Below are 17717 nucleotides of genomic sequence, written 5' to 3' on the forward strand. Positions count from 1 at the left end.
AGCATCAAGCGACCTTTGGACATAGTCAGGCGGATATGCCATGCCCTCGTTGAAGGATCTGCGAAACCGGATCGCCTCGGTCAAGGCGACGCAGAAGATCACCAAAGCCATGCAGATGGTGGCGGCGGCGAAACTGCGACGCGCTGAAAATGCGGCGGCGGCGGCACGGCCCTACGCCGAGCGAATGGAGCAGGTGCTGGGCTCGCTCGCCGCCTCGATAAGCCCCGGCTCGCCGGCGCCGCAGCTTCTTGCCGGCAGCGGCCGCGACGGCGTTCATCTGCTTGTCGTCTGCACGGCCGAGCGCGGCCTGTGCGGCGGCTTCAACGCATCGATCGCCCGGCTGGCCCGCGACGCCGCAGTCTCGCTGATCGGTCAGGGCAAGACGGTGAAGATCATCTGCGTCGGCAAGAAGGGTCATGATATCCTGCGCCGGCAGTTCGAGCGCGAGATCATCGAACTCGTCGATCTGCGCGGCGTCAAGACGCTGGGGTTCGATAACGCCGACGCGATCGGCCGCAAGATCGTGTCGCTTTTCGAAGCCGGCGAATTTGACGTCTGCACGCTTTTCTTCGCTCGTTTCAAGAGCGTGATTTCGCAACTTCCGACGGCGCTGCAACTGATCCCGCTGAACGTCAGCGGGGAAGGGCGGGCGGCCGAGCCGCAGGCGGTTTACGATTATGAGCCTGGCGAAGAGGAAATTCTGACGACGCTTCTGCCGCGCAATGTGTCGATCCAGGTTCTGCGCGCCCTCCTCGAGAACGCAGCTTCCGAGCAAGGCGCGCGCATGAGCGCGATGGACAACGCCTCGCGCAACGCGGGCGAAATGATCAAGAAACAAACGATGCAGTATAACCGCTCCCGTCAGGCGATGATCACGAAAGAACTGATCGAGATTATTTCTGGCGCCGAAGCGCTTTGAGCATCCAGGACAGCAAGAGGACGAACCATGGCTGACGCCGCAACCAACACGCCCACAGGCCACGTCACGCAGGTCATCGGCGCCGTCGTCGACGTTAAATTCGACGGTCATCTGCCGGAAATCCTCAACGCGCTGGAGACCGACAACGGCGGCAACCGCCTTGTCCTCGAAGTCGCCCAGCATCTCGGCGAAAACTCGGTGCGCTGCCTCGCCATGGACGTCTCGGAAGGCCTGACGCGCGGCCAGCCCGTGCGCGACACCGGCGCACCAATCATGGTGCCGGTTGGAGCAGGCACCCTTGGCCGCATCATGAACGTGATCGGCGAAGCGGTCGACGAAGCGGGGCCGATCAAGGCGAGCGATTATCGCGCGATTCACCAAGAGGCGCCAACCTATGCCGAGCAGGCGACGGAAGCGCAGATCCTCGTGACCGGCATCAAGGTGGTCGATCTGCTCGCGCCATACGCAAAGGGCGGCAAGATCGGCCTCTTCGGCGGCGCGGGCGTCGGCAAGACCGTGCTGATCATGGAGCTCATCAACAATGTCGCCAAGGCGCATGGCGGTTATTCCGTCTTCGCCGGCGTCGGCGAGCGTACGCGCGAAGGCAATGACCTTTATTACGAAATGATCGAATCCAAGGTGAATCTCGATCCGCGCGAGCATGGCGGTTCGGCCGAGGGATCGAAATGCGCTCTTGTCTATGGCCAGATGAGCGAACCACCGGGCGCCCGGGCGCGCGTCGCGCTTACCGGACTGACGGTCGCCGAGGATTTCCGCGATCAAGGCCAGGACGTGCTGTTCTTCGTCGACAATATCTTCCGCTTCACCCAGGCGGGTTCGGAAATGTCGGCTCTGCTTGGCCGCATTCCTTCGGCGGTCGGTTATCAGCCGACGCTCGGCACCGACATGGGGGCGCTTCAGGAGCGCATCACCACAACGACCAAAGGTTCGATCACCTCGGTGCAGGCGATTTACGTCCCCGCCGACGATTTGACCGATCCGGCGCCGGCGGCCACCTTCGCCCATCTTGACGCGACGACCGTGCTGTCGCGCTCGATCGCTGAAAAGGGCATCTATCCCGCCGTCGATCCGCTGGATTCGACCTCGCGCATGCTGTCGCCCCTCGTCGTCGGCGAAGAACACTATGGCGTCGCGCGTCAGGTGCAGCAGATCTTGCAGCGCTATAAGGGCTTGCAGGACATCATCGCCATTCTCGGCATGGATGAACTGTCGGAAGAAGACAAGCTGACCGTCGCCCGCGCGCGCAAGATCGAACGCTTCCTGTCGCAACCGTTCCACGTCGCGGAGGTTTTCACCGGCTCCCCCGGCAAGCTGGTGTCGCTGGCCGACACGATCAAGGGCTTCAAGGGGCTCGTCGAGGGCAAATACGATCATCTGCCGGAAGCGGCGTTCTATATGGTCGGCTCAATCGACGAGGCGATCGAGAAGTCGCAGCGCCTCGCGGCGGAAGCCGCCTGACGGTCACCATCGCAATCGGCCGCGCGGCGGATCATTCCGCGCGGCGCTTTTTGAGCCGCGGGTCGCATTAGATCGGCGGAAATCAATGTCAGGGACGCGCAATGGCGGACTTTCATTTCGAACTCGTGTCGCCTGAAAAGCTGATGTTTTCGGGCGAGGTGCAGACTGTCGTCGTGCCCGGAACCGAGGGTCAGTTTACGGTCCTCAAGGATCACGCGCCGCTCATGTCGACGCTGAAGCCCGGCGTGATCGACATCGAGGAATCCCGGACGAACAAGCTACGGTTTTTCGTTCGCGGCGGCTTCGCCGACGTGTCGCCCGCGGGCCTCACGATTTTGGCGGAACAGGCCATCCCGCTCGACGAGGTCGACGCGGCCAAGATCGCGGCTGATATCAAAGACGCGGAAGAAGACGTCGCCGACGCGAAGAATGACGAGAGCCGCCGCCTTGCGACCGAAAAGCGTGATCAACTGCTCGAGCTCAGAGACGCTCTCAAGATATGACTGGCTGCGCGGACAAGCCGCCTAGCCTCGAGCGCGGACGCTGGCGGCGACGGTAAAGGGACGCCCGTCCTCACTGCGGCGAACATGATCCGCGCCGCGGTCGGCCTATGTCTTGAAATCCAGCGCATCCTCCTTATCGCCGATCATCGCCACCAGGCGGGGCACGTCGACGAGGGTCAGCGCGCCGCGCCCGCGCCGCACGAGCCCCTCGCGTTCCATTGCGCTCAATTCCTTGGTGACGGTTTCGCGGCGGGTGCTGATGCGCCCGGCAAGATCCGCGTGGACGGGAGGAGGCGAGACGATCGCTTCTCGAGGATCTGCGCGATTTGCCCGCGAGAGCCGCAGCAGCTCCGTGATCAGCCGTTCTCGAATCGCGAGAGTCGTGAATTCATTCACGCGATTGGCCAGCATGCGAACCTGCCCGGTGATGAAGCGGAGCAGGCGCAGGCTGACATCGGGGTGGCTCGTGACCGTTTCGATGAATGTCGTGGCCGTCATTTTTGCGATCGTCGCATCGGTGATGGCAAGAATACTGGCGGACCGCGTCTGGCCATCGATCGCGGCGAGTTCGCCGAAAAATGCGCCGGCCTCGATATCGCGCAGGATCGTCTCACGGCCGGAAATCGACCGGATCATCACGCGAGCGACGCCGGTGATGAGAAAAAATACGTCCGTGCTCTCGTCCTGATAGTCGATGATCCATTCCTTGGCCCGCGCGCGCCGCCAGATACAGCGTGTGTCGAGCCGGGCGATGGTGTCTGGCGGCAGGGAGTGGAAAAGTTCGACGCGCGCGAGCGTTTCAGATGGCCTGATGGTCGTCATGTCAATTGGCCTCCTGCGCGATCAGATGATCGAGATCGTCCTTCGTGCGAAACACGATCAATTCGATTTGCCTGGAGACGCTACGGATCTGCACGCGGCGGGTCTCGACCGGCGGCATCGCAAAGCCTGCGCGCTCGACCATCTCGCGCGAGAGAATCATTGTGCATTTCAGCTCCTTGGTTAGGCTCTCGAGCCGTGACGCGATATTGCCGACCTCGCCAAGAAACTGCGCCGTCTGCCGGCTCTCCAGTGCGCCGACGACGGCAAGACCGAGATGGCAGCCGGCGCCGAAACGCAGCGGGAAATCGAAGGCGGACTCGAATTCGGTGCTGAGCGCGTCCAGCGTTCTCCACAACTCTTGAAGCGCGAAAATCGCCGCGCGGGATGCGGATCGCGCGTCACGGTCGCCACCGAAAAAACTCATGACGCCGTCGCCGGCGATGCTGGTGACATGGCCGCCGCTCGCTTCGACCGCATGGCAAACCGCGCCTACATAACGATCAATGACATAGAATGCGTCATAGGGGAGGCGTCCATCGGCGAGTTTGGTCGAATCGCGCAGATCGATGAAAAGAGCCGCGATCTCATGTTCCATTGATGCGCTGAGGTTGGCGGCGAGCGCTTTTGTCTCCCACCGCCCGAGAGTAAGAAGCGGCGTGACGTCGACGTCTCCATGCGGCCTAACCTGACACGCCAGTCGAATATTGGTCTCGGCCTGGATCGCGGCGAGGGTGTTGGCTTCCGCCACATTGGGCGAAGGCAGCGTTTCGAGGCCGGCCCGGACGCGCACGCGGCAGGTCGAGCAGCGTCCACGGCCGCCGCACATCGACATATGCGAGACGCCGGCCCAGCGGCTCGCTTCGAGAATCGAGAAGCCGCGCGGCACCACGGCCTGCTTGCCGCCAGGATAGGTCACCGTCACGGCGCGATAGCGCCGCTGCAGCCATTCCCGCAAACCATGACCCGCGAAGACCGCGCCGACGAGGCCGATGTAGACAAGAATCGACAGCTCGCCGATCTTGGCGAGCATCGCTGCCTGAGCCGGGCTCTGAAGGTTGAACGAGGCGAGAAAATTCCGATCCTGCGCGGCGGTCGCATCGAAATCATGACCCGCGTCGATGATGCCGCTGATGGCGAGAAGCGGAATCACGGTCGCGAGGGCGGCGAGAACCGGCATCCATTTCGGATACCAGGGCTTGAAGCGCATCGCGCTGCGCAGCCCGATACAGCCGTGGATCCAGAGCACGAGCAGCAAAAGGAATTGCCGCGGCACGCCGACAAAGGGCGACAGATGCCAATAGCGATAGATCAGCCATGGGTAGCTCTCGGGCAGGCCGAATAGAAAATGACCGACGCGGACATTCACCGCGTGAAGGATGATGAGCGGTGGAATCGACAGGCCGAGGAGGATTTGCGCGAGTTCGGCCGGCGGAATCCGCAGATGACGGCGGCGATAGATCGCGAAGAGGCCGAGGCTGCCATGCGTCAGCAGCGACCCGTAGAGCAGCGTCTGGCCGACATAGGTTCGCCACGGCCATAAGAGGACGAGCCTGATCGCCTCCATCGTTGGGAGGCGCAGCACGCCGCAGGCGTGGTTCAGAAAATGAGTCGTCGCGAAACTGAACAGGATAAGGCCGGTCGTCATCCGGAGCGTTCGCTCCACCGGCGGAAAACGGGACGCCTTGACGGGGGCGCCCTCTATAGCTTCTGGGGCCTGCGTCACGCGCATCATCCTCCATCATTCTCAGGGCGGTTTTCGCGTTCGCCGGCAATGGCCGCGCATGCGCGGCCAAGTTGCATTGCAAGCGCCGGTTCCTGCCCTCGAGAAAGTGTAGGAGAAGCGATCGCTGGTATCCAGCGGGGAAAGTGGAAATCCGCCGCCGCGACGGCGCGCGGAATTCCGCATGATCGTGGAGGGGCGCCACGGCCCCGGGGCTTGCCCGCGATCTTCGCCGGGCGGAAAGCAAAATCGCTGATCTTGACCTTCGCGCCCTTGACGCCGCCGCTCGCGCGAAGCTGCTCAGCTTCCGGGGTTTTGGTCAAAAGGACGCGGCCGTCGCGTTCAAGATGATTTTACCGGCTCCAACTTCTGCAAAATGCTGTAGATCGTCGGTTCGTTTTCGTAAACCGCAAGGATTTTCGCCCGGATGGCGCCTCCTCTTCTGCTGCTGCAGGACATTTCACTGACCCTTGGCGGGCGGCCCCTCCTTGAGAGCGCGGAGCTGTCCGTTTCGGCGGGCGAGCGTCTTTGTCTTGTCGGCCGCAATGGCTCCGGAAAATCGACTCTTTTGAAAATCGCAGCGGGGCTTCTCGAAGCCGACGGCGGGACGCGCTTCATGCAGCCGGACGCGAGCGTGCGCTATCTGCCGCAGGAGCCGGATCTTTCCGCCTTCCCGACCGCCTTCGCTTATGTCGAGGCGGGGCTCGGTCCGCTCGATGATCCCTATCGGGCAAGACAGCTCCTGAACGAGCTCGGCCTCAGCGGCGACGAGGAGCCGGCGCGTCTTTCCGGCGGCGAGGCGCGCCGCGCGGCGCTGGCGCGGGTGATGGCGCCGGAGCCCGATATTTTGCTGCTCGACGAGCCGACGAACCATCTCGATCTGCCCGCCATCGAATGGCTCGAGGCCGAACTCAAGGGGCTGCGTTCGGCGCTCGTCATCATCAGTCACGACCGGCGTTTTCTGCAAAATCTGTCGCGCAGCACGGTCTGGCTCGATCGGGGCCGCACGCGAACGCTGGCGCGCGGCTTTTCCGAATTCGAGGCCTGGCGCGATCAGGAACTCGAAGAAGAAGAGCGCCAGCAGCACAAGATCGACCGCAAGATCGTCGCAGAGGAGCATTGGCTGCGCTATGGCGTGACCGCGCGCAGAAAGCGCAACCAGAAGCGCCTCGCCGGGCTGAACACGATGCGCAGCGAGAGGCGCCAGCGCCAGGCCGCGACAGGCGACGTCAAGCTCGTCGCCACGGAAGGCAAGGTTTCCGGCAAGCTCGTCATCGAAGCCGAGGCTATCTCGAAATCTTTCGGCGAACGTCCCATCGTTCAGAATTTCTCGATGCGTCTTTTGCGTGGAGACCGGCTCGGCGTTATCGGCGCCAATGGGGCAGGGAAGACGACGCTCATCAATCTGCTGACCGGCGCGCTTTCGCCGGATTCGGGCCATGTCCGCCTCGGCGCAAACGTCGAACTGGCGACGCTTGATCAGGGCCGCGCGAGCCTTGATCCCGACACCATATTGAAGGACGCGCTGACCGGCGGGGGTAGCGACTTCGTCGAGATCAACGGCGAGCGCAAACATGTCATCGGCTATATGAAGGATTTTCTTTTCGGGCCGGAGCAGGCGCGAACGCCGATCGGGCGGCTGTCCGGCGGCGAGCGCGGGCGGCTGATGCTCGCCCGTGCGCTGGCGCGCCCCTCGAACCTCCTCGTTCTCGACGAGCCGACGAACGACCTTGATCTTGAGACGCTCGATCTTCTGCAGGAAATGCTCGGCGACTATAAAGGCACGTTGCTGATCGTCAGCCATGACCGCGATTTTTTGGATCGCGTCGCGACCTCGGTCCTGCTCGCGGAGGGCGGCGGCCATTGGATCGAATATGCGGGCGGCTATTCCGATATGGTGGCGCAGCGCGGCTCCGGCGTCGGAACGGCGCCGATCACCGCCGCCAGTTCCGGAGCAAAGCCCAAAGCCGCGCCGCAGCCTCGCGCGGAAAAACCGGCCGGAAAACCGCGCTTGAGCTTTAAGGAAAGGTACGCGCTCGAAACCCTGCCGGCGCGCATGGAGGGGCTTCGCGAACAGATGGCGAAGTTGAAAGCCCTGCTCGACGATCCGGAGTTTTACGCGCGCGACCCGTCGAGGTTCGCGCAGGTCTCAGCCGCTTTCGCCAAGGCCGAGGCTGAGCTGCTGACCGCGGAGGAGGATTGGCTCGCGCTGGAAATCCGTCGCGAGGAGATCGAAGGGTAGAGTTAGCCTCCCTCGGCGTTGCGCCAGCCGCGGCTTGGCGCGCAATGCTCCGTCAGGTCCATTTGCGGTCAGCGGTAAAGCACACATTCAGCCAAAGCGGCGCGCCTCCTTCCCCGATCTCGGAGGCGATTTCTTCGCGGATCTTGTCCAGCGCCTCGACCCCGCCGATCGGAAAGCTCGCGTGGGCGATGATATGCGCGTCGATGAAGCGGGCGCGGCCGGTCTTGGCGACATAGCTGGTATAGCCTTGAAATCCGTGGCGCTTTGTCACCGCGTCGAGAATTCTGCGTACGTCCGCGTCAAGATCGGGCGGCGCGACGAGAAAAATCTCACGCAGCGCCCGCCAGACGGAAAACATGGGGATCGGCGCAAGGCACAGCGTGACCGCGATCAGAATGGCCGGATCGGCGAAGGGAGCCAGGTGGCGATAGCCAGCGCGTTCGAGAGCCATCGCGCCTAGGAAGCTCGCGAGCAAAGCGAGGCTCAGCGCGCCTCCCATCAAAAATCCGCGCGCGTCAATGCGCAGGAGGTCGGAATCGAGCGCCTCGCTCGCCCGGCGCATCCGGCGCGCCATGACGAGGCAGGCGGCGCTGACAAGGATCGCATAGATGGCCGCTGGGCCGAAATCGAGCCTATGGCCCCCCTGGATCAAAAGGCCGACCGCGTCCAGGAACGCATAGATGCAGGAGAGTGACAGGATGGTTCCGTTGAAGGCCGCAACCATAGGCTCGAAATGCCAGTAGCCGAACTGAAAGCGACGGCTGCCTTCGCGCGTCAGCAGTTTGGAGACGATGAGGGCGAGGCCCGTCATGGCGACGTCGACAATCGAATAAACGCCATCGAACAGAATCGACCGCGAGCCGATGGCGAGGCCGGCGCTGACGCCGATGAGGCCAAGGACAAATGTCACGGCGATCGAAAGCCGCAAAAGATTCTGTTCGGCGCGTGTGTCGATAGGCTCTGGGCTCTCGCTCATGCGTCCTCGTTCGGGGATTGCCCGCCTTGCGCTGCCGACACACTCTACTCAGGTGACCGGCGGTCGCATGGCGCATGCGAACATGCGGCGGATTTGAATGAATCTTCGCAGCCTCGTGCAAGCTTTGCCCCGTAATGTTGAGATCTCGCTAGGCTGTTAAGAGAGAATCACATGTCGATTTCCGCACTCAACGCGACGTCAAACACAATTTATACCCCGCCGACGCAAACTGTTTCCGCCAATGCGCAAGCGGCGGACGGGGATTATAAAGCGCCGGCCGCCGGGCGGGTCAAAGATAGCGACGGGGATTACAAAACCATCACTCATGCCTCGACGCCGCCGATATCAAGCGCTGCGTCGCAGGCGCTGAGCTCGCTCAAGGCAGGCGGCTGAAGCGCGAGTCTGATAGCCGTAATCTTTTCCAAGCAAACCATTCGATAAGCTCACGCGGTGGACACCCCACGGTCCATCGCGCGAGCATGCGCCGCCGCCCGCCGCCTGTTCCAAAGCTCCGGCGCGCCGCCGAGGCGATCGCGGCCTTCGCGGCGGCGGCTTGCTGGAGCCGACGCCATGCCGCGGCCGCCGCATTTTGCGCTTTCGCTGCTTCTTGCTTGGCTCGTGGCATCTCTATAAGCTTGTATCGGACCATCCTGCCGATGATCGGCGGATGGGTCACCGATCAAGCACGTAAGAGTGGCTCGCATGTCTGATTCGATTGTGCAAAAAATCGATGCTGCGCCGGCGCGTCCGCTGCTGCCGGACCGGCTTGTGTCCGGATATGAGGCGTTCCTCGGCGGCCGGTTCGCGCGCGAACAGGATCGTTTCCATCATCTCGCCGAGAAAGGGCAGAACCCTCGCATTCTCCTGATTGGATGTTGCGATTCGCGGGTCTCTCCGGAGGTGATTTTCGACGCCGGTCCGGGCGAGATTTTCGTTGCTCGCAACGTCGCCAATCTGGTGCCCCCCTATTCGCCCAACGATGATCTGCACGGCACGTCGGCGGCGCTCGAATACGCGGTGCTCGGACTGCGCGTCGAGCACATCGTAATCCTCGGCCACGCGCGTTGCGGCGGCGTCCGTGCGTATGCGGAAGCCGATTTCGACCCCTACCAGAAGCCCCTATCGGCAGGTGATTTCATCGGAAAATGGATCAGCCTGATCGCGCCGGCGGCCGCAAAAATCGGTCCGGCCGCGGAGCCTCTCGACGAATATTCCGAACGTCTGGCTCTCGCTTCAATCATCCAGGGCCTCGCCAATCTTCGCACCTTTCCGGCGATTGCAACGCTCGAAAAGCGCGGCCTCCTCACTCTTCACGGCGCCTATTTCGGCATCCTTGAAGGCAAGTTGCTGGCGCTCGATGAAGGAGCCGGAAAATTCTTGCCGGTCTCGCAGGACGCCCACGCCGCTGCTCTTTCCGAACCACGATTCTAGAGCATGATGCCGGAAAGTTGCAGAGTTTTCGGATCCACATCATCCGTTGAAACAAAAGGCTTAGAGAGCCCAACGCCCGCTGCTTGAACGCATTTCTGTTCTCGGCCCGGATGACTTTGGACGCAATCGCGCCGCGACGCCGTCCAAAGGATCAAATCCATCTCTTATCAATAAGTTAGCATGACGCCGAAAAAAGGCTTTCCACTTTTTGGCCTCGCGCTCCGCCGCGCCGCCAAGGCGCAGGCCGAAAACTTCTGTTGCGCGCTCACGCGAAGGAGTTCATTTTATCGTGACGATTTGACGCCCCGGAGAGGACGCAAAGCCAAAAACGTTTGGAAGGAGACCCAAAATGACAATCGCTCGCATTCTTGCAGAGAAGGGCCGGAACGTGAGCACCACCCAGCCCCATCGGACGCTCTCCGAGGCGCTGGAGGTCCTGACAGCCAAAAATATCGGCGCCCTCGTGGTATCCGACGCGGAAGGCAGGGTTCTCGGCATCTTGTCCGAGCGCGATATCGTTAGGGCGATCGGCAGGGCCGGCGCGAGCGCGCTCAATGACGTCGTTTCGAAACATATGACCGCGCGGGTCACGACCACCACCGACAGCGAGTGCGTTGTCGCGGCGCTGGAAAAGATGACCAAGCAGCGTTTCCGTCACCTTCCTGTCGTCAGGGACGGCACGCTGGCAGGCCTCGTCTCCATCGGCGATCTGGTCAAGTATCGCCTCGAGGAAATGGAGCGCCAGACCCAGGCGATGAAGGAATATATCGCCACGGCTTGACGGCGCGCTATTGCGGCCAAGCCCATGGAGGCCACGCTGCGCCTTAGCGTGGCTGACAGGCGCATTGTCCGCGCGCAGTAAACACCCATTGGGCGGCGACAGAACCAGATGTCCTACTATGAATGGTCCTGGCTCGCAGTCGGCGCCTATGCTGTGCATATTCTGGAGGAATTTGCGCTCGACTGGCGAAACTGGGCGCGGGCCGTCATCAAGCTGCCGGTGGAATGGAGCGATTTTTACGTCACCAACGCCGTCGTCATCGTTCTTGGCGTCGTTCAGGCGCAACTTTCCACATCGCTTCCGGTCCTTTTTCTCGCCTATGCCGCGCTGATGCTGATCAACGCCACATTTTTTCATGTGCTGCCGATGATCGTGACCGGCGGGCGGTTCTCTCCGGGAGTGGTAACGGCCGTGTGCCTTTTCTGTCCGATCGGCCTCGGCTCCTTCCGCCAAGCCGGGACCGATGGCGATTTGAGCGCCGGCGTCGCCTTCGCGGCGGTCACGATGGGAGCCGCGTTGATGGCTTTTCCGATCATCCTGCTGCGAGCGAAGTCGCGGCCTTATTTCAGGCAGACAGTCTGAATGCTCGCCAGACTATGGCGCGGACTCCTCGCCGCGTGGCGTCAGAGCGATAAACTCAGAGATCTCGGGGATGGCGCGTCGCGTCGCCTCGCGACCCATCTCGATCAATTCGTCAGCGCGGTGAAAGTCAAACAGACCAACCCTGCTGACCCGCGCGTTGATGATGACGTCCGGCGGATCGCCTGCGAGACGAGAGCGGGAAATACGCCCTTGCGCTATATTGAACGCGTCCATCATGGCGCTGCCGATCCCCGGCGCGCCATCCTCCCGTTTGCCGAAATGACGGCGGTGACCGCCGCGGAAAGCGCCAAAAAACCCGCCTCGCCTAGGCAGCTCTTCGACGGCGACGGTAAATTCTTCGAGCGTCGGCTCAAGCGAGAGCCGGTCATCAATCACCGTCGCGCGAAATCCATTATCGCCGATCAAATTGACGGCGATGACGATTTCGGCGCCGAGCGCGCGACAGACCGTGACCGGCACAGGATTGACGAGGGCGCCGTCGAAAAGCCAGCGTCCATTGATGCGGACCGGCTCAAAAATGCCGGGCAACGCATAGGAGGCGCAGATCGCCTCGACCGCGTCGCCCTTGGTCAGCCAGATTTCGTGGCCGGTGCCGACTTCGGTCGCGACGGCGGCGAACCCCTTGTCGAGATCTTCGAGCCGGCGCCCGCCAAGCGCCTGGTGGAGCCGGCGCTTTAGATGCCCGCCTGCGAGCAGGCCAACGCCGGAAAAAGACACGTCCATCATGCCGAATACGGTCTTTTTCGTCAGGCCCCGCGCGAATGTCTCGACATGTTCCAGCTTGCCTGCCGCGTAGCAGCCACCGACCACAGCTCCGATCGAGGTCCCGGCGACGACGTCCGGGTGAATTCCATGTTCGCGAAGCTCCAGCATGACGCCAATATGGGACCAGCCGCGCGCCGCGCCCGCGCCGAGCGCCACGCCGACCGAAGGCCGCGTCTGTAGCTTGACCGATAACGGCGCATCGACACCGCCCGGATGGTTAGGCCGCCTGCGCGGATCGGGAAGCATTTTGTTCAATCTCTCGCTCCTCGTGAAGTAGAACGCGGCATTAACGAACGCGCGGCCATACAGACAAAATGCGGCGCTGAAGCAGAACGGTTTAGGACACTTGAGTGTTTCGCTCCGGAAGTTGACAATTGTTGAACAAAGCGCGCTTGGGCGCTTCTTCAGAGCTGACGCCGCCTTGCCGACGAAAAGAAGACCCATTTGGCGGGATTGCCCCGAGCAGCCGCGCGGCGGCGGCTCGTCATGCGCGCGGCTCAAGCATGAACCGGTTCGATGGCCGCCCGACCTGCGAATCCTCGGGCAACGAGGAGAACGAAGGCCACGGCCCAGCGTTAGACCGGCGCGCCCGTCCGCGCCAGTTGCGCGAACAGAAGAAGGATCACGATCAGGCCGAGAAGCGCATAAGCGAGATAAACCTTTTTCAATGGCCACTCCCTTAAAAGGCGGCGTTTTCGGCCGGCAAAATTAATTATATCCTGGATCGATGCGATCTGGCGCAATGCTTTTGGCGCGTCGAGCGCATCGCCGACCGCCATTCCGCGCGCCCGACCAGTCACGCTAATCGAAGACGAGAACCGCTCCGCCATCGCGGCTTACGACCTTGCGGTAGAAGCACGAGCGCCGGCCCGTATGGCAGGCGCCGCCGTCGCCGCCGGCCTCAACGCTCAGCAATAAGGCGTCCTGATCGCAGTCCGTCCTGATTTCCGTTATTTTCTGCGTTTGTCCGGATGTCGCGCCTTTGCGCCAGATTTCCTGCCGCGAACGCGACCAATAATGCGCTTCGCCCGTTACAAGCGTCAGGCGCAAGGCCTCGGCATTCATATGGGCGATCATCAGAATTTCGCCGTCGGCGGCCGCGCGCGTCACACAGACGATCAGCCCGTCGGGGCCAAAACGCGGCGTGAACGCGGTCCCTTCCTCAAGATCGAATTTCGCGCCCTGTCCTTTGGCGCCGATCGGAGTTGGCGATGGAGCGGGAGGGGTCGCTGTTGCACGCTCGCCGGTCATGTCGCCGCCCTTTCAGTCTTGCCTGCATCGCCAAAAAATGCGCGGCAGGGAAAAGCATCTTCCGCGCAACAGGACTATAGGCTGGCGGCGCCAGCTGGACACAGCCCAAAAAAAAGCCTTGAGATTTTGAGCTTATTTGCCGTGCCGCAGCATGGTGAGGAAGCGCGCCTGCTCGGCCGGATCGTCGCGGAAGACGCCGGTAAACTGGGTGGTGATGGTCTGAGCGCCCTGTTTGCGGACGCCGCGCATCGACATGCACATATGCTCGGCCTCGATCATGATCGCGCAGCCTCGCGGACGCAGATGAACGTCGATCGCGCCGATGATCTGGGCCGTCAGCGCCTCCTGCGTCTGCAGGCGCCTGGCGAACACATCGACGAGGCGCGCAAGCTTGGAAAGCCCGACGACGCCCTCTTCGGAAGGGTAATAAGCGATATGGGCCACGCCGACGAAAGGCACCACATGGTGCTCGCAATGCGACGAGAACGGGATGTCGCGCACGAGGATAATGTCGTCATAGCCGTGCACTTCCTCGAAGACGCGCGCAAGCACCGAGGTGGGATCCTCGCGGTAACCGGAGAATAATTCTTCATAGGCTTTGACGACCCGGGCCGGCGTATCGACCAATCCCTCGCGCGTCGGGTCGTCGCCCGCCCAGCGCAACAGCACGCGGACGGCGGCTTCGGCCTCCTCCCGCGTCGGGAGGGGCTCCCGCGCTGAATTGTCGCGCTGGGGCTGAGAACGTTCGACCAAGGACTTAACCACGGCATCCATGTGGCGCCTCCAAAAGCATCAATAATTGTCCCTTGCATCCCACCTGACATAGAGGGAGCGTCGCATCCGACTAAAGAGGGACGGCCTCTGCAGCCAGATGCGCCGAGCGGACGTTAGCCCGGGAGGATCGCTTGGAAATGCGCCAAATCTCGTCGCATAACCCTGCCACACCTATATAGTATGCGTTGCCCGCCGTCACCCGCACCTTTATTCCGCGTAGGACCATGCTGACAGAAATATACAACAGTCGAATACTGGAGCTTGCGGGAAACATCCCGCGGCAAGGCCGGCTCGCGGCGCCGAGCGCCTCGGCGAAAGCGCATTCGAAACTGTGCGGCTCAACCGTTATTGTCGATGTTGTCATGGATGACGGCAAGATCGTGGATTTCGCGCATGACGTGAAGGCATGCGCGCTGGGGCAGGCGGCGGCCTCGATCATGGCCCGCCATGTGATCGGCTCGACCGCCGCCGAGATCCGCGCCCTGCGCGACCAGGTTCGCGCCATGCTCAAGGAAAATGGCGCGCCGCCAAACGGGAAGTGGTCGGAAATTGCTGCGCTCGAGCCGGTGCGCGACTATAAGGCGCGGCATGCATCGACTCTCCTGACCTTCGAGGCGACGCTCGATTGCGTCAATCAGGTCGAGGCGGCGCAGGCGGACAATCGTTAGATGACCGCCCCGCCGAGAGCCTGCCTGCATTCATTTGAGGAGCCGCGCGGAAGGGGCAGCGCTTTAGCTCAGTTGCCGACGGGTAAGAACGGCAGATCCAGATTGAAAGAGTGGGCGACGATCAGGCCGCCGGTATATTGGTTCAGCGAGCCGAGATTGTTCGGCACCGGGCTTGCCGCCGCGCTGCTCACGAGACGATTATAGCCGCCGAATACGGTCGCGCTCCAGGTCGGCGTGAAGTCGTATTTGATCGAGCCGAGCACCCCGACCGACGTCAAGCCGCCATAGGCCTGATAAGGCGTCACTTTCCCATTAAGGAGAGCCTGATAGGGCGTGACCGAGAAATAAGCGTTCATGAATTGAGTGTCGCCCAGCTGCAGGCGCGGGCCGACCGCCAGCGTGAAGCCGTTCCATTTCTGGATCGCGTCGAAGGCGATATTCGCGTCTATGCCATCATGGCCATTGACGCCCTGGCGTATTTCACCGCGGGCGCGGAAATGCTCCGTGTACCAGAGTTCGCCGAAAATGCCGAGCTCCAGAGTCCAGTCGACATTCGGCAGTCCGTAGAAGGCGCCATTGCCGTTGCTCAACCCTCTGTTCGGCATGACGCGGCCGACGGGTCCGGCTTTGATCCAGCCATAGTCGAGCAGCGAAATGCCAAAGCCGTCGTCGGGGGAACTGAAGGGCTCGGGCTCACCGGGCCGGCGCAGAGCCAGCGTTCCAGTCGGCCATACGGTGACGGCCCGCGCGCCGGGGAAAGCGCTCTGAACCTGGGGCCCAAGCCCGACGGTGACGGTCCAGCCCGATGCCGGGGCCGGCTGCGCAAGAGTCGGCAGGTCCGCCGCGAAGACGGCTGACGTCGTTACGGACAGAAGGCTGGAGAGAGCCAGGCGTTTTGAAAAAGACACGGGCGCACCGGAGGCTTTGAGTCGCAGGATCGAAGCGATACTATGAGACCAGCTCTCCGCGCCTGCCAGTGCATATCTGCCACAGTGGCGCCACGATCGTACCAAGTGAGGCGGGATTGATGCCCGAAACCCTTTTGAGACACGCTTCCACAATTGGCCGTTCAGCGGCGCGCTTCTCCATTCGCGCATACCAGCTGACGTTTTCTTCGCTGGTTGGGTCTCAATGTCGTCATTTGCCGAGCTGCTCCACCTATATGGACGAGGCGATCGCGCGGCACGGGCTCTGGGCCGGCGGTTTCATGGGCTTCGCGCGCCTTTGCCGGTGTCAGCCGTTTGGCACGGCGGGGTTTGATCCTGTGCCGCAAGCCTTGCCGACGAACGCGCACTGGTTGCGCCCGTGGTCCTATGGGCGGTGGCGGGGACCGCTGCCGGACGCGCAAGAGCCCGACGCCAACGCCGTGAAATTATCCGGCAAGGCGCAGCTCAGCGACGGTAAGGGCGACGGCGCAGGCGTTGGAGACGTTGAGGCTCTTGATGGGGCCGCTCATATCGAGACGCGCGACGAGGTCGCAGTTCTTGCGGGTGAGGCGGCGCAGCCCCTTGCCTTCGCCGCCAAGGACGAGCGCTAGCGGACGCGTTAGCGGCGCCGCGGTGAGCGTCGTCTCGCCTTCAGAGTCGAGGCCGACGCGCAAATAACCGATGTCGCTCAAGCTCTCCAGCGCGCGGGCGAGATTGACGACATGGACAATCGGCACATGTTCGAGGCCGCCCGACGCCGCTTTCGCCAAAACGCCGGTCATCTCTGGCGCATGGCGTTCGGTCATTACCAGCGCGTCGACCCGAAAAGCTGCGGCGGTGCGCAAGATCGCGCCGACATTATGCGGGTCCGTAATCTGATCCAGCACGAGGACGACGCCGCTTTTGGACTCTATGTCGGAGATGTTGAGCGGCTCGAACGGCCGCGCTTCGAGCATGATCCCCTGGTGGACGGCGTTGGCGCCGAGACGCCGGGAGAGGTCCTCCGCCTCAACGATGTGCGCGGAAAGCCCCGCGGCCTCGATGTCAGCCGAAAGCTTTTGCGCGGCGGCCTTCGTCGCATAAATGTCGAGCAGCCGCCGTTTTCTCACGCGGAGAGCCTCGCGGACGGCATGAAAGCCATAAAGCGCCATGAGGTCCGGGGCGGGACGGCGGAAAGCGCGTGGATTTGTGGAGGCGACGTCCGGGCCGGCCGGAACGCGCGGCGCCGACGTCCGTGGCGCGTCAGGGCGTCGGGCCATTTCTGTCTCCGGCGCGGGCGGCCGCGGCGGCTTCGGGCGCGTGCGAGCCGGGCCCTTCTCGCCAAACCGTTTTATCCTGTCGCGCGTCACTTCGATGTCCGTTCGAAAAGAATGCCTCGATGCGCCACTTTCCTGTCACGCTCGCTCGCCTTGCGCAATGCGCGCGCCGTGGATCAATGCGCCTGGCTTCAGATTTTAGGTTGACAGCGGCGGGCTCGGTTCGCATAAGCGCGTTCACGAAAGCTCCCGCGTGGCGGGACCTTTCTTGGGGGAGTGTCCCGAGCGGCAAAGGGGGCGGACTGTAAATCCGCTGGCTACGCCTTCGTAGGTTCGAGTCCTACCTCCCCCACCACGTGTTCGCCGCGCGCGGTTTTTCCAGCGCGCTCCGGCGAGACACTGGCGAGCCCTGAGAGGGTGACCGCACGCGTCCCAAAAGCTATTTTTGACCGAATTGCCGAGTGATATCCACGCGGCGCCTCTTCAAACGAATCAACGCTCCAGAAGCCGTGTCCGCACGGCATTTACAGCGCCTTCATCGATTGGCCGGTCCGCCCGGCGAGCGCCCCGCGCCTCTTCTTGAGCGCGGGGCCCCCAAAGG

General features: G+C 62.6%; 17 protein-coding genes, 1 tRNA gene and 1 pseudogene. 11 read left to right on the top strand and 8 right to left on the bottom strand.

The genetic code is table 11. From position 1 onward, the window contains the following. Positions 1-40: 40 nt before the first annotated feature. The 3 genes from SIN04_RS04375 (at position 41) to SIN04_RS04385 (ending at position 2901) form a co-directional block, all read left to right on the top strand. Entirely contained in the window at positions 41-919 is an 879-nt protein-coding gene (locus SIN04_RS04375; protein ID WP_134486464.1) for a F0F1 ATP synthase subunit gamma, read from the top strand. A gap of 27 nt (positions 920-946) precedes the next feature. Continuing rightward, positions 947-2398 carry a F0F1 ATP synthase subunit beta gene (gene atpD, locus SIN04_RS04380; RefSeq protein WP_134486466.1) on the top strand — a complete coding sequence of 484 codons (1452 nt, stop codon included), beginning with the start codon at positions 947-949 and terminating at the stop codon, positions 2396-2398. Positions 2399-2499: 101 nt separating this feature from the next. Next, entirely contained in the window at positions 2500-2901 is a 402-nt protein-coding gene (locus SIN04_RS04385) for a F0F1 ATP synthase subunit epsilon (RefSeq protein ID WP_134486468.1), read from the top strand. A 105-nt stretch (positions 2902-3006) separates the two neighbouring features. Here the strand turns inward: SIN04_RS04385 and SIN04_RS04390 are convergent, their stop codons facing one another. Both SIN04_RS04390 and SIN04_RS04395 read right to left on the bottom strand, forming a co-directional pair. After that, the gene (locus SIN04_RS04390; protein ID WP_134486469.1) at positions 3007-3723 is read right to left on the bottom strand and encodes a Crp/Fnr family transcriptional regulator; all 717 of its coding nucleotides are present in this window, start codon (positions 3721-3723) and stop codon (positions 3007-3009) included. Position 3724: 1 nt separating this feature from the next. After that, on the bottom strand, positions 3725-5446 hold the full coding sequence (locus tag SIN04_RS04395) for an adenylate/guanylate cyclase domain-containing protein (protein ID WP_166795842.1): 1722 nt from the start codon (positions 5444-5446) through the stop codon (positions 3725-3727). A 424-nt stretch (positions 5447-5870) separates the two neighbouring features. Between SIN04_RS04395 and SIN04_RS04400 the strand changes: the two genes are divergently transcribed. Then, complete coding sequence (locus SIN04_RS04400) at positions 5871-7685, top strand: ABC-F family ATP-binding cassette domain-containing protein (RefSeq protein ID WP_134486473.1); 1815 nt, start codon at positions 5871-5873, stop codon at positions 7683-7685. Positions 7686-7737: 52 nt separating this feature from the next. Here the strand turns inward: SIN04_RS04400 and SIN04_RS04405 are convergent, their stop codons facing one another. Then, entirely contained in the window at positions 7738-8661 is a 924-nt protein-coding gene (locus SIN04_RS04405) for a cation diffusion facilitator family transporter (protein WP_134486475.1), read from the bottom strand. Between the two features lie 171 nt (positions 8662-8832). Here SIN04_RS04405 and SIN04_RS04410 point away from each other — a divergent pair, with 171 nt between their 5' ends. The 4 genes from SIN04_RS04410 (at position 8833) to SIN04_RS04425 (ending at position 11455) form a co-directional block, all read left to right on the top strand. Continuing rightward, entirely contained in the window at positions 8833-9054 is a 222-nt protein-coding gene (locus SIN04_RS04410) for a hypothetical protein (protein WP_134486477.1), read from the top strand. A 309-nt stretch (positions 9055-9363) separates the two neighbouring features. After that, positions 9364-10092 carry a carbonic anhydrase gene (locus tag SIN04_RS04415; protein WP_134486479.1) on the top strand — a complete coding sequence of 243 codons (729 nt, stop codon included), beginning with the start codon at positions 9364-9366 and terminating at the stop codon, positions 10090-10092. A gap of 349 nt (positions 10093-10441) precedes the next feature. Further along, a complete protein-coding gene (locus SIN04_RS04420; protein WP_134486482.1) occupies positions 10442-10873 on the top strand; it encodes a CBS domain-containing protein in 432 nt (143 codons plus the stop codon). A gap of 108 nt (positions 10874-10981) precedes the next feature. Further along, positions 10982-11455: an HXXEE domain-containing protein gene (locus SIN04_RS04425; RefSeq protein WP_134486485.1), complete on the top strand. Its 474-nt coding sequence runs from the start codon at positions 10982-10984 to the stop codon at positions 11453-11455. Between the two features lie 12 nt (positions 11456-11467). On the opposite strand, the gene SIN04_RS04430 is transcribed toward SIN04_RS04425, so the two are convergent. The 3 genes from SIN04_RS04430 to folE form a co-directional block, all read right to left on the bottom strand. Further along, positions 11468-12487, bottom strand: coding sequence for a patatin-like phospholipase family protein (locus tag SIN04_RS04430; protein WP_134492261.1), 1020 nt, complete (start codon positions 12485-12487; stop codon positions 11468-11470). A gap of 555 nt (positions 12488-13042) precedes the next feature. Next, on the bottom strand, positions 13043-13492 hold the full coding sequence (hisI, locus tag SIN04_RS04435; RefSeq protein ID WP_134486488.1) for a phosphoribosyl-AMP cyclohydrolase: 450 nt from the start codon (positions 13490-13492) through the stop codon (positions 13043-13045). Positions 13493-13624: 132 nt separating this feature from the next. Then, positions 13625-14266, bottom strand: coding sequence for a GTP cyclohydrolase I FolE (gene folE, locus SIN04_RS04440; RefSeq protein WP_134486491.1), 642 nt, complete (start codon positions 14264-14266; stop codon positions 13625-13627). A 224-nt stretch (positions 14267-14490) separates the two neighbouring features. Between folE and SIN04_RS04445 the strand changes: the two genes are divergently transcribed. After that, positions 14491-14934, top strand: a complete 444-nt coding sequence (locus SIN04_RS04445; protein ID WP_134486494.1) for an iron-sulfur cluster assembly scaffold protein — start codon at positions 14491-14493, stop codon at positions 14932-14934. A gap of 68 nt (positions 14935-15002) precedes the next feature. On the opposite strand, the gene SIN04_RS04450 is transcribed toward SIN04_RS04445, so the two are convergent. Further along, entirely contained in the window at positions 15003-15842 is an 840-nt protein-coding gene (locus SIN04_RS04450) for a MipA/OmpV family protein (RefSeq protein ID WP_166795843.1), read from the bottom strand. A gap of 119 nt (positions 15843-15961) precedes the next feature. Between SIN04_RS04450 and yidD the strand changes: the two are divergent. Continuing rightward, positions 15962-16264, top strand: a pseudogene (yidD, locus tag SIN04_RS04455) (membrane protein insertion efficiency factor YidD); the annotation flags it as partial. A gap of 42 nt (positions 16265-16306) precedes the next feature. On the opposite strand, the gene rlmB reads toward yidD, so the two are convergent. Then, a complete protein-coding gene (gene rlmB, locus SIN04_RS04460; protein ID WP_134486500.1) occupies positions 16307-17119 on the bottom strand; it encodes a 23S rRNA (guanosine(2251)-2'-O)-methyltransferase RlmB in 813 nt (270 codons plus the stop codon). A gap of 267 nt (positions 17120-17386) precedes the next feature. On the opposite strand from rlmB, the gene SIN04_RS04465 reads away from it, so the two are divergent. Next, a tRNA-Tyr gene (locus tag SIN04_RS04465) sits at positions 17387-17471 on the top strand. The last annotated feature ends 246 nt before the right edge of the window (positions 17472-17717 follow it).

This window comes from Methylocella tundrae, assembly GCF_038024855.1.
Taxonomy (GTDB): Bacteria; Pseudomonadota; Alphaproteobacteria; order Rhizobiales; family Beijerinckiaceae; genus Methylocapsa; species Methylocapsa tundrae.

What these genes read in the sequence shown, in the direction of transcription:
- SIN04_RS04375 (WP_134486464.1), top strand. Translation starts at nt 41, where the DNA reads ATGCCCTCGTTGAAGGATCTGCGAAACCGGATCGCCTCGGTCAAGGCG.
- atpD (WP_134486466.1), top strand. Translation starts at nt 947, where the DNA reads ATGGCTGACGCCGCAACCAACACGCCCACAGGCCACGTCACGCAGGTC.
- SIN04_RS04385 (WP_134486468.1), top strand. Translation starts at nt 2,500, where the DNA reads ATGGCGGACTTTCATTTCGAACTCGTGTCGCCTGAAAAGCTGATGTTT.
- SIN04_RS04390 (WP_134486469.1), bottom strand. Translation starts at nt 3,723, where the DNA reads ATGACGACCATCAGGCCATCTGAAACGCTCGCGCGCGTCGAACTTTTC.
- SIN04_RS04400 (WP_134486473.1), top strand. Translation starts at nt 5,871, where the DNA reads ATGGCGCCTCCTCTTCTGCTGCTGCAGGACATTTCACTGACCCTTGGC.
- SIN04_RS04405 (WP_134486475.1), bottom strand. Translation starts at nt 8,661, where the DNA reads ATGAGCGAGAGCCCAGAGCCTATCGACACACGCGCCGAACAGAATCTT.
- SIN04_RS04410 (WP_134486477.1), top strand. Translation starts at nt 8,833, where the DNA reads ATGTCGATTTCCGCACTCAACGCGACGTCAAACACAATTTATACCCCG.
- SIN04_RS04415 (WP_134486479.1), top strand. Translation starts at nt 9,364, where the DNA reads ATGTCTGATTCGATTGTGCAAAAAATCGATGCTGCGCCGGCGCGTCCG.
- SIN04_RS04420 (WP_134486482.1), top strand. Translation starts at nt 10,442, where the DNA reads ATGACAATCGCTCGCATTCTTGCAGAGAAGGGCCGGAACGTGAGCACC.
- SIN04_RS04425 (WP_134486485.1), top strand. Translation starts at nt 10,982, where the DNA reads ATGTCCTACTATGAATGGTCCTGGCTCGCAGTCGGCGCCTATGCTGTG.
- SIN04_RS04430 (WP_134492261.1), bottom strand. Translation starts at nt 12,487, where the DNA reads ATGCTTCCCGATCCGCGCAGGCGGCCTAACCATCCGGGCGGTGTCGAT.
- hisI (WP_134486488.1), bottom strand. Translation starts at nt 13,492, where the DNA reads ATGACCGGCGAGCGTGCAACAGCGACCCCTCCCGCTCCATCGCCAACT.
- folE (WP_134486491.1), bottom strand. Translation starts at nt 14,266, where the DNA reads ATGGATGCCGTGGTTAAGTCCTTGGTCGAACGTTCTCAGCCCCAGCGC.
- SIN04_RS04445 (WP_134486494.1), top strand. Translation starts at nt 14,491, where the DNA reads ATGCTGACAGAAATATACAACAGTCGAATACTGGAGCTTGCGGGAAAC.
- rlmB (WP_134486500.1), bottom strand. Translation starts at nt 17,119, where the DNA reads ATGGCCCGACGCCCTGACGCGCCACGGACGTCGGCGCCGCGCGTTCCG.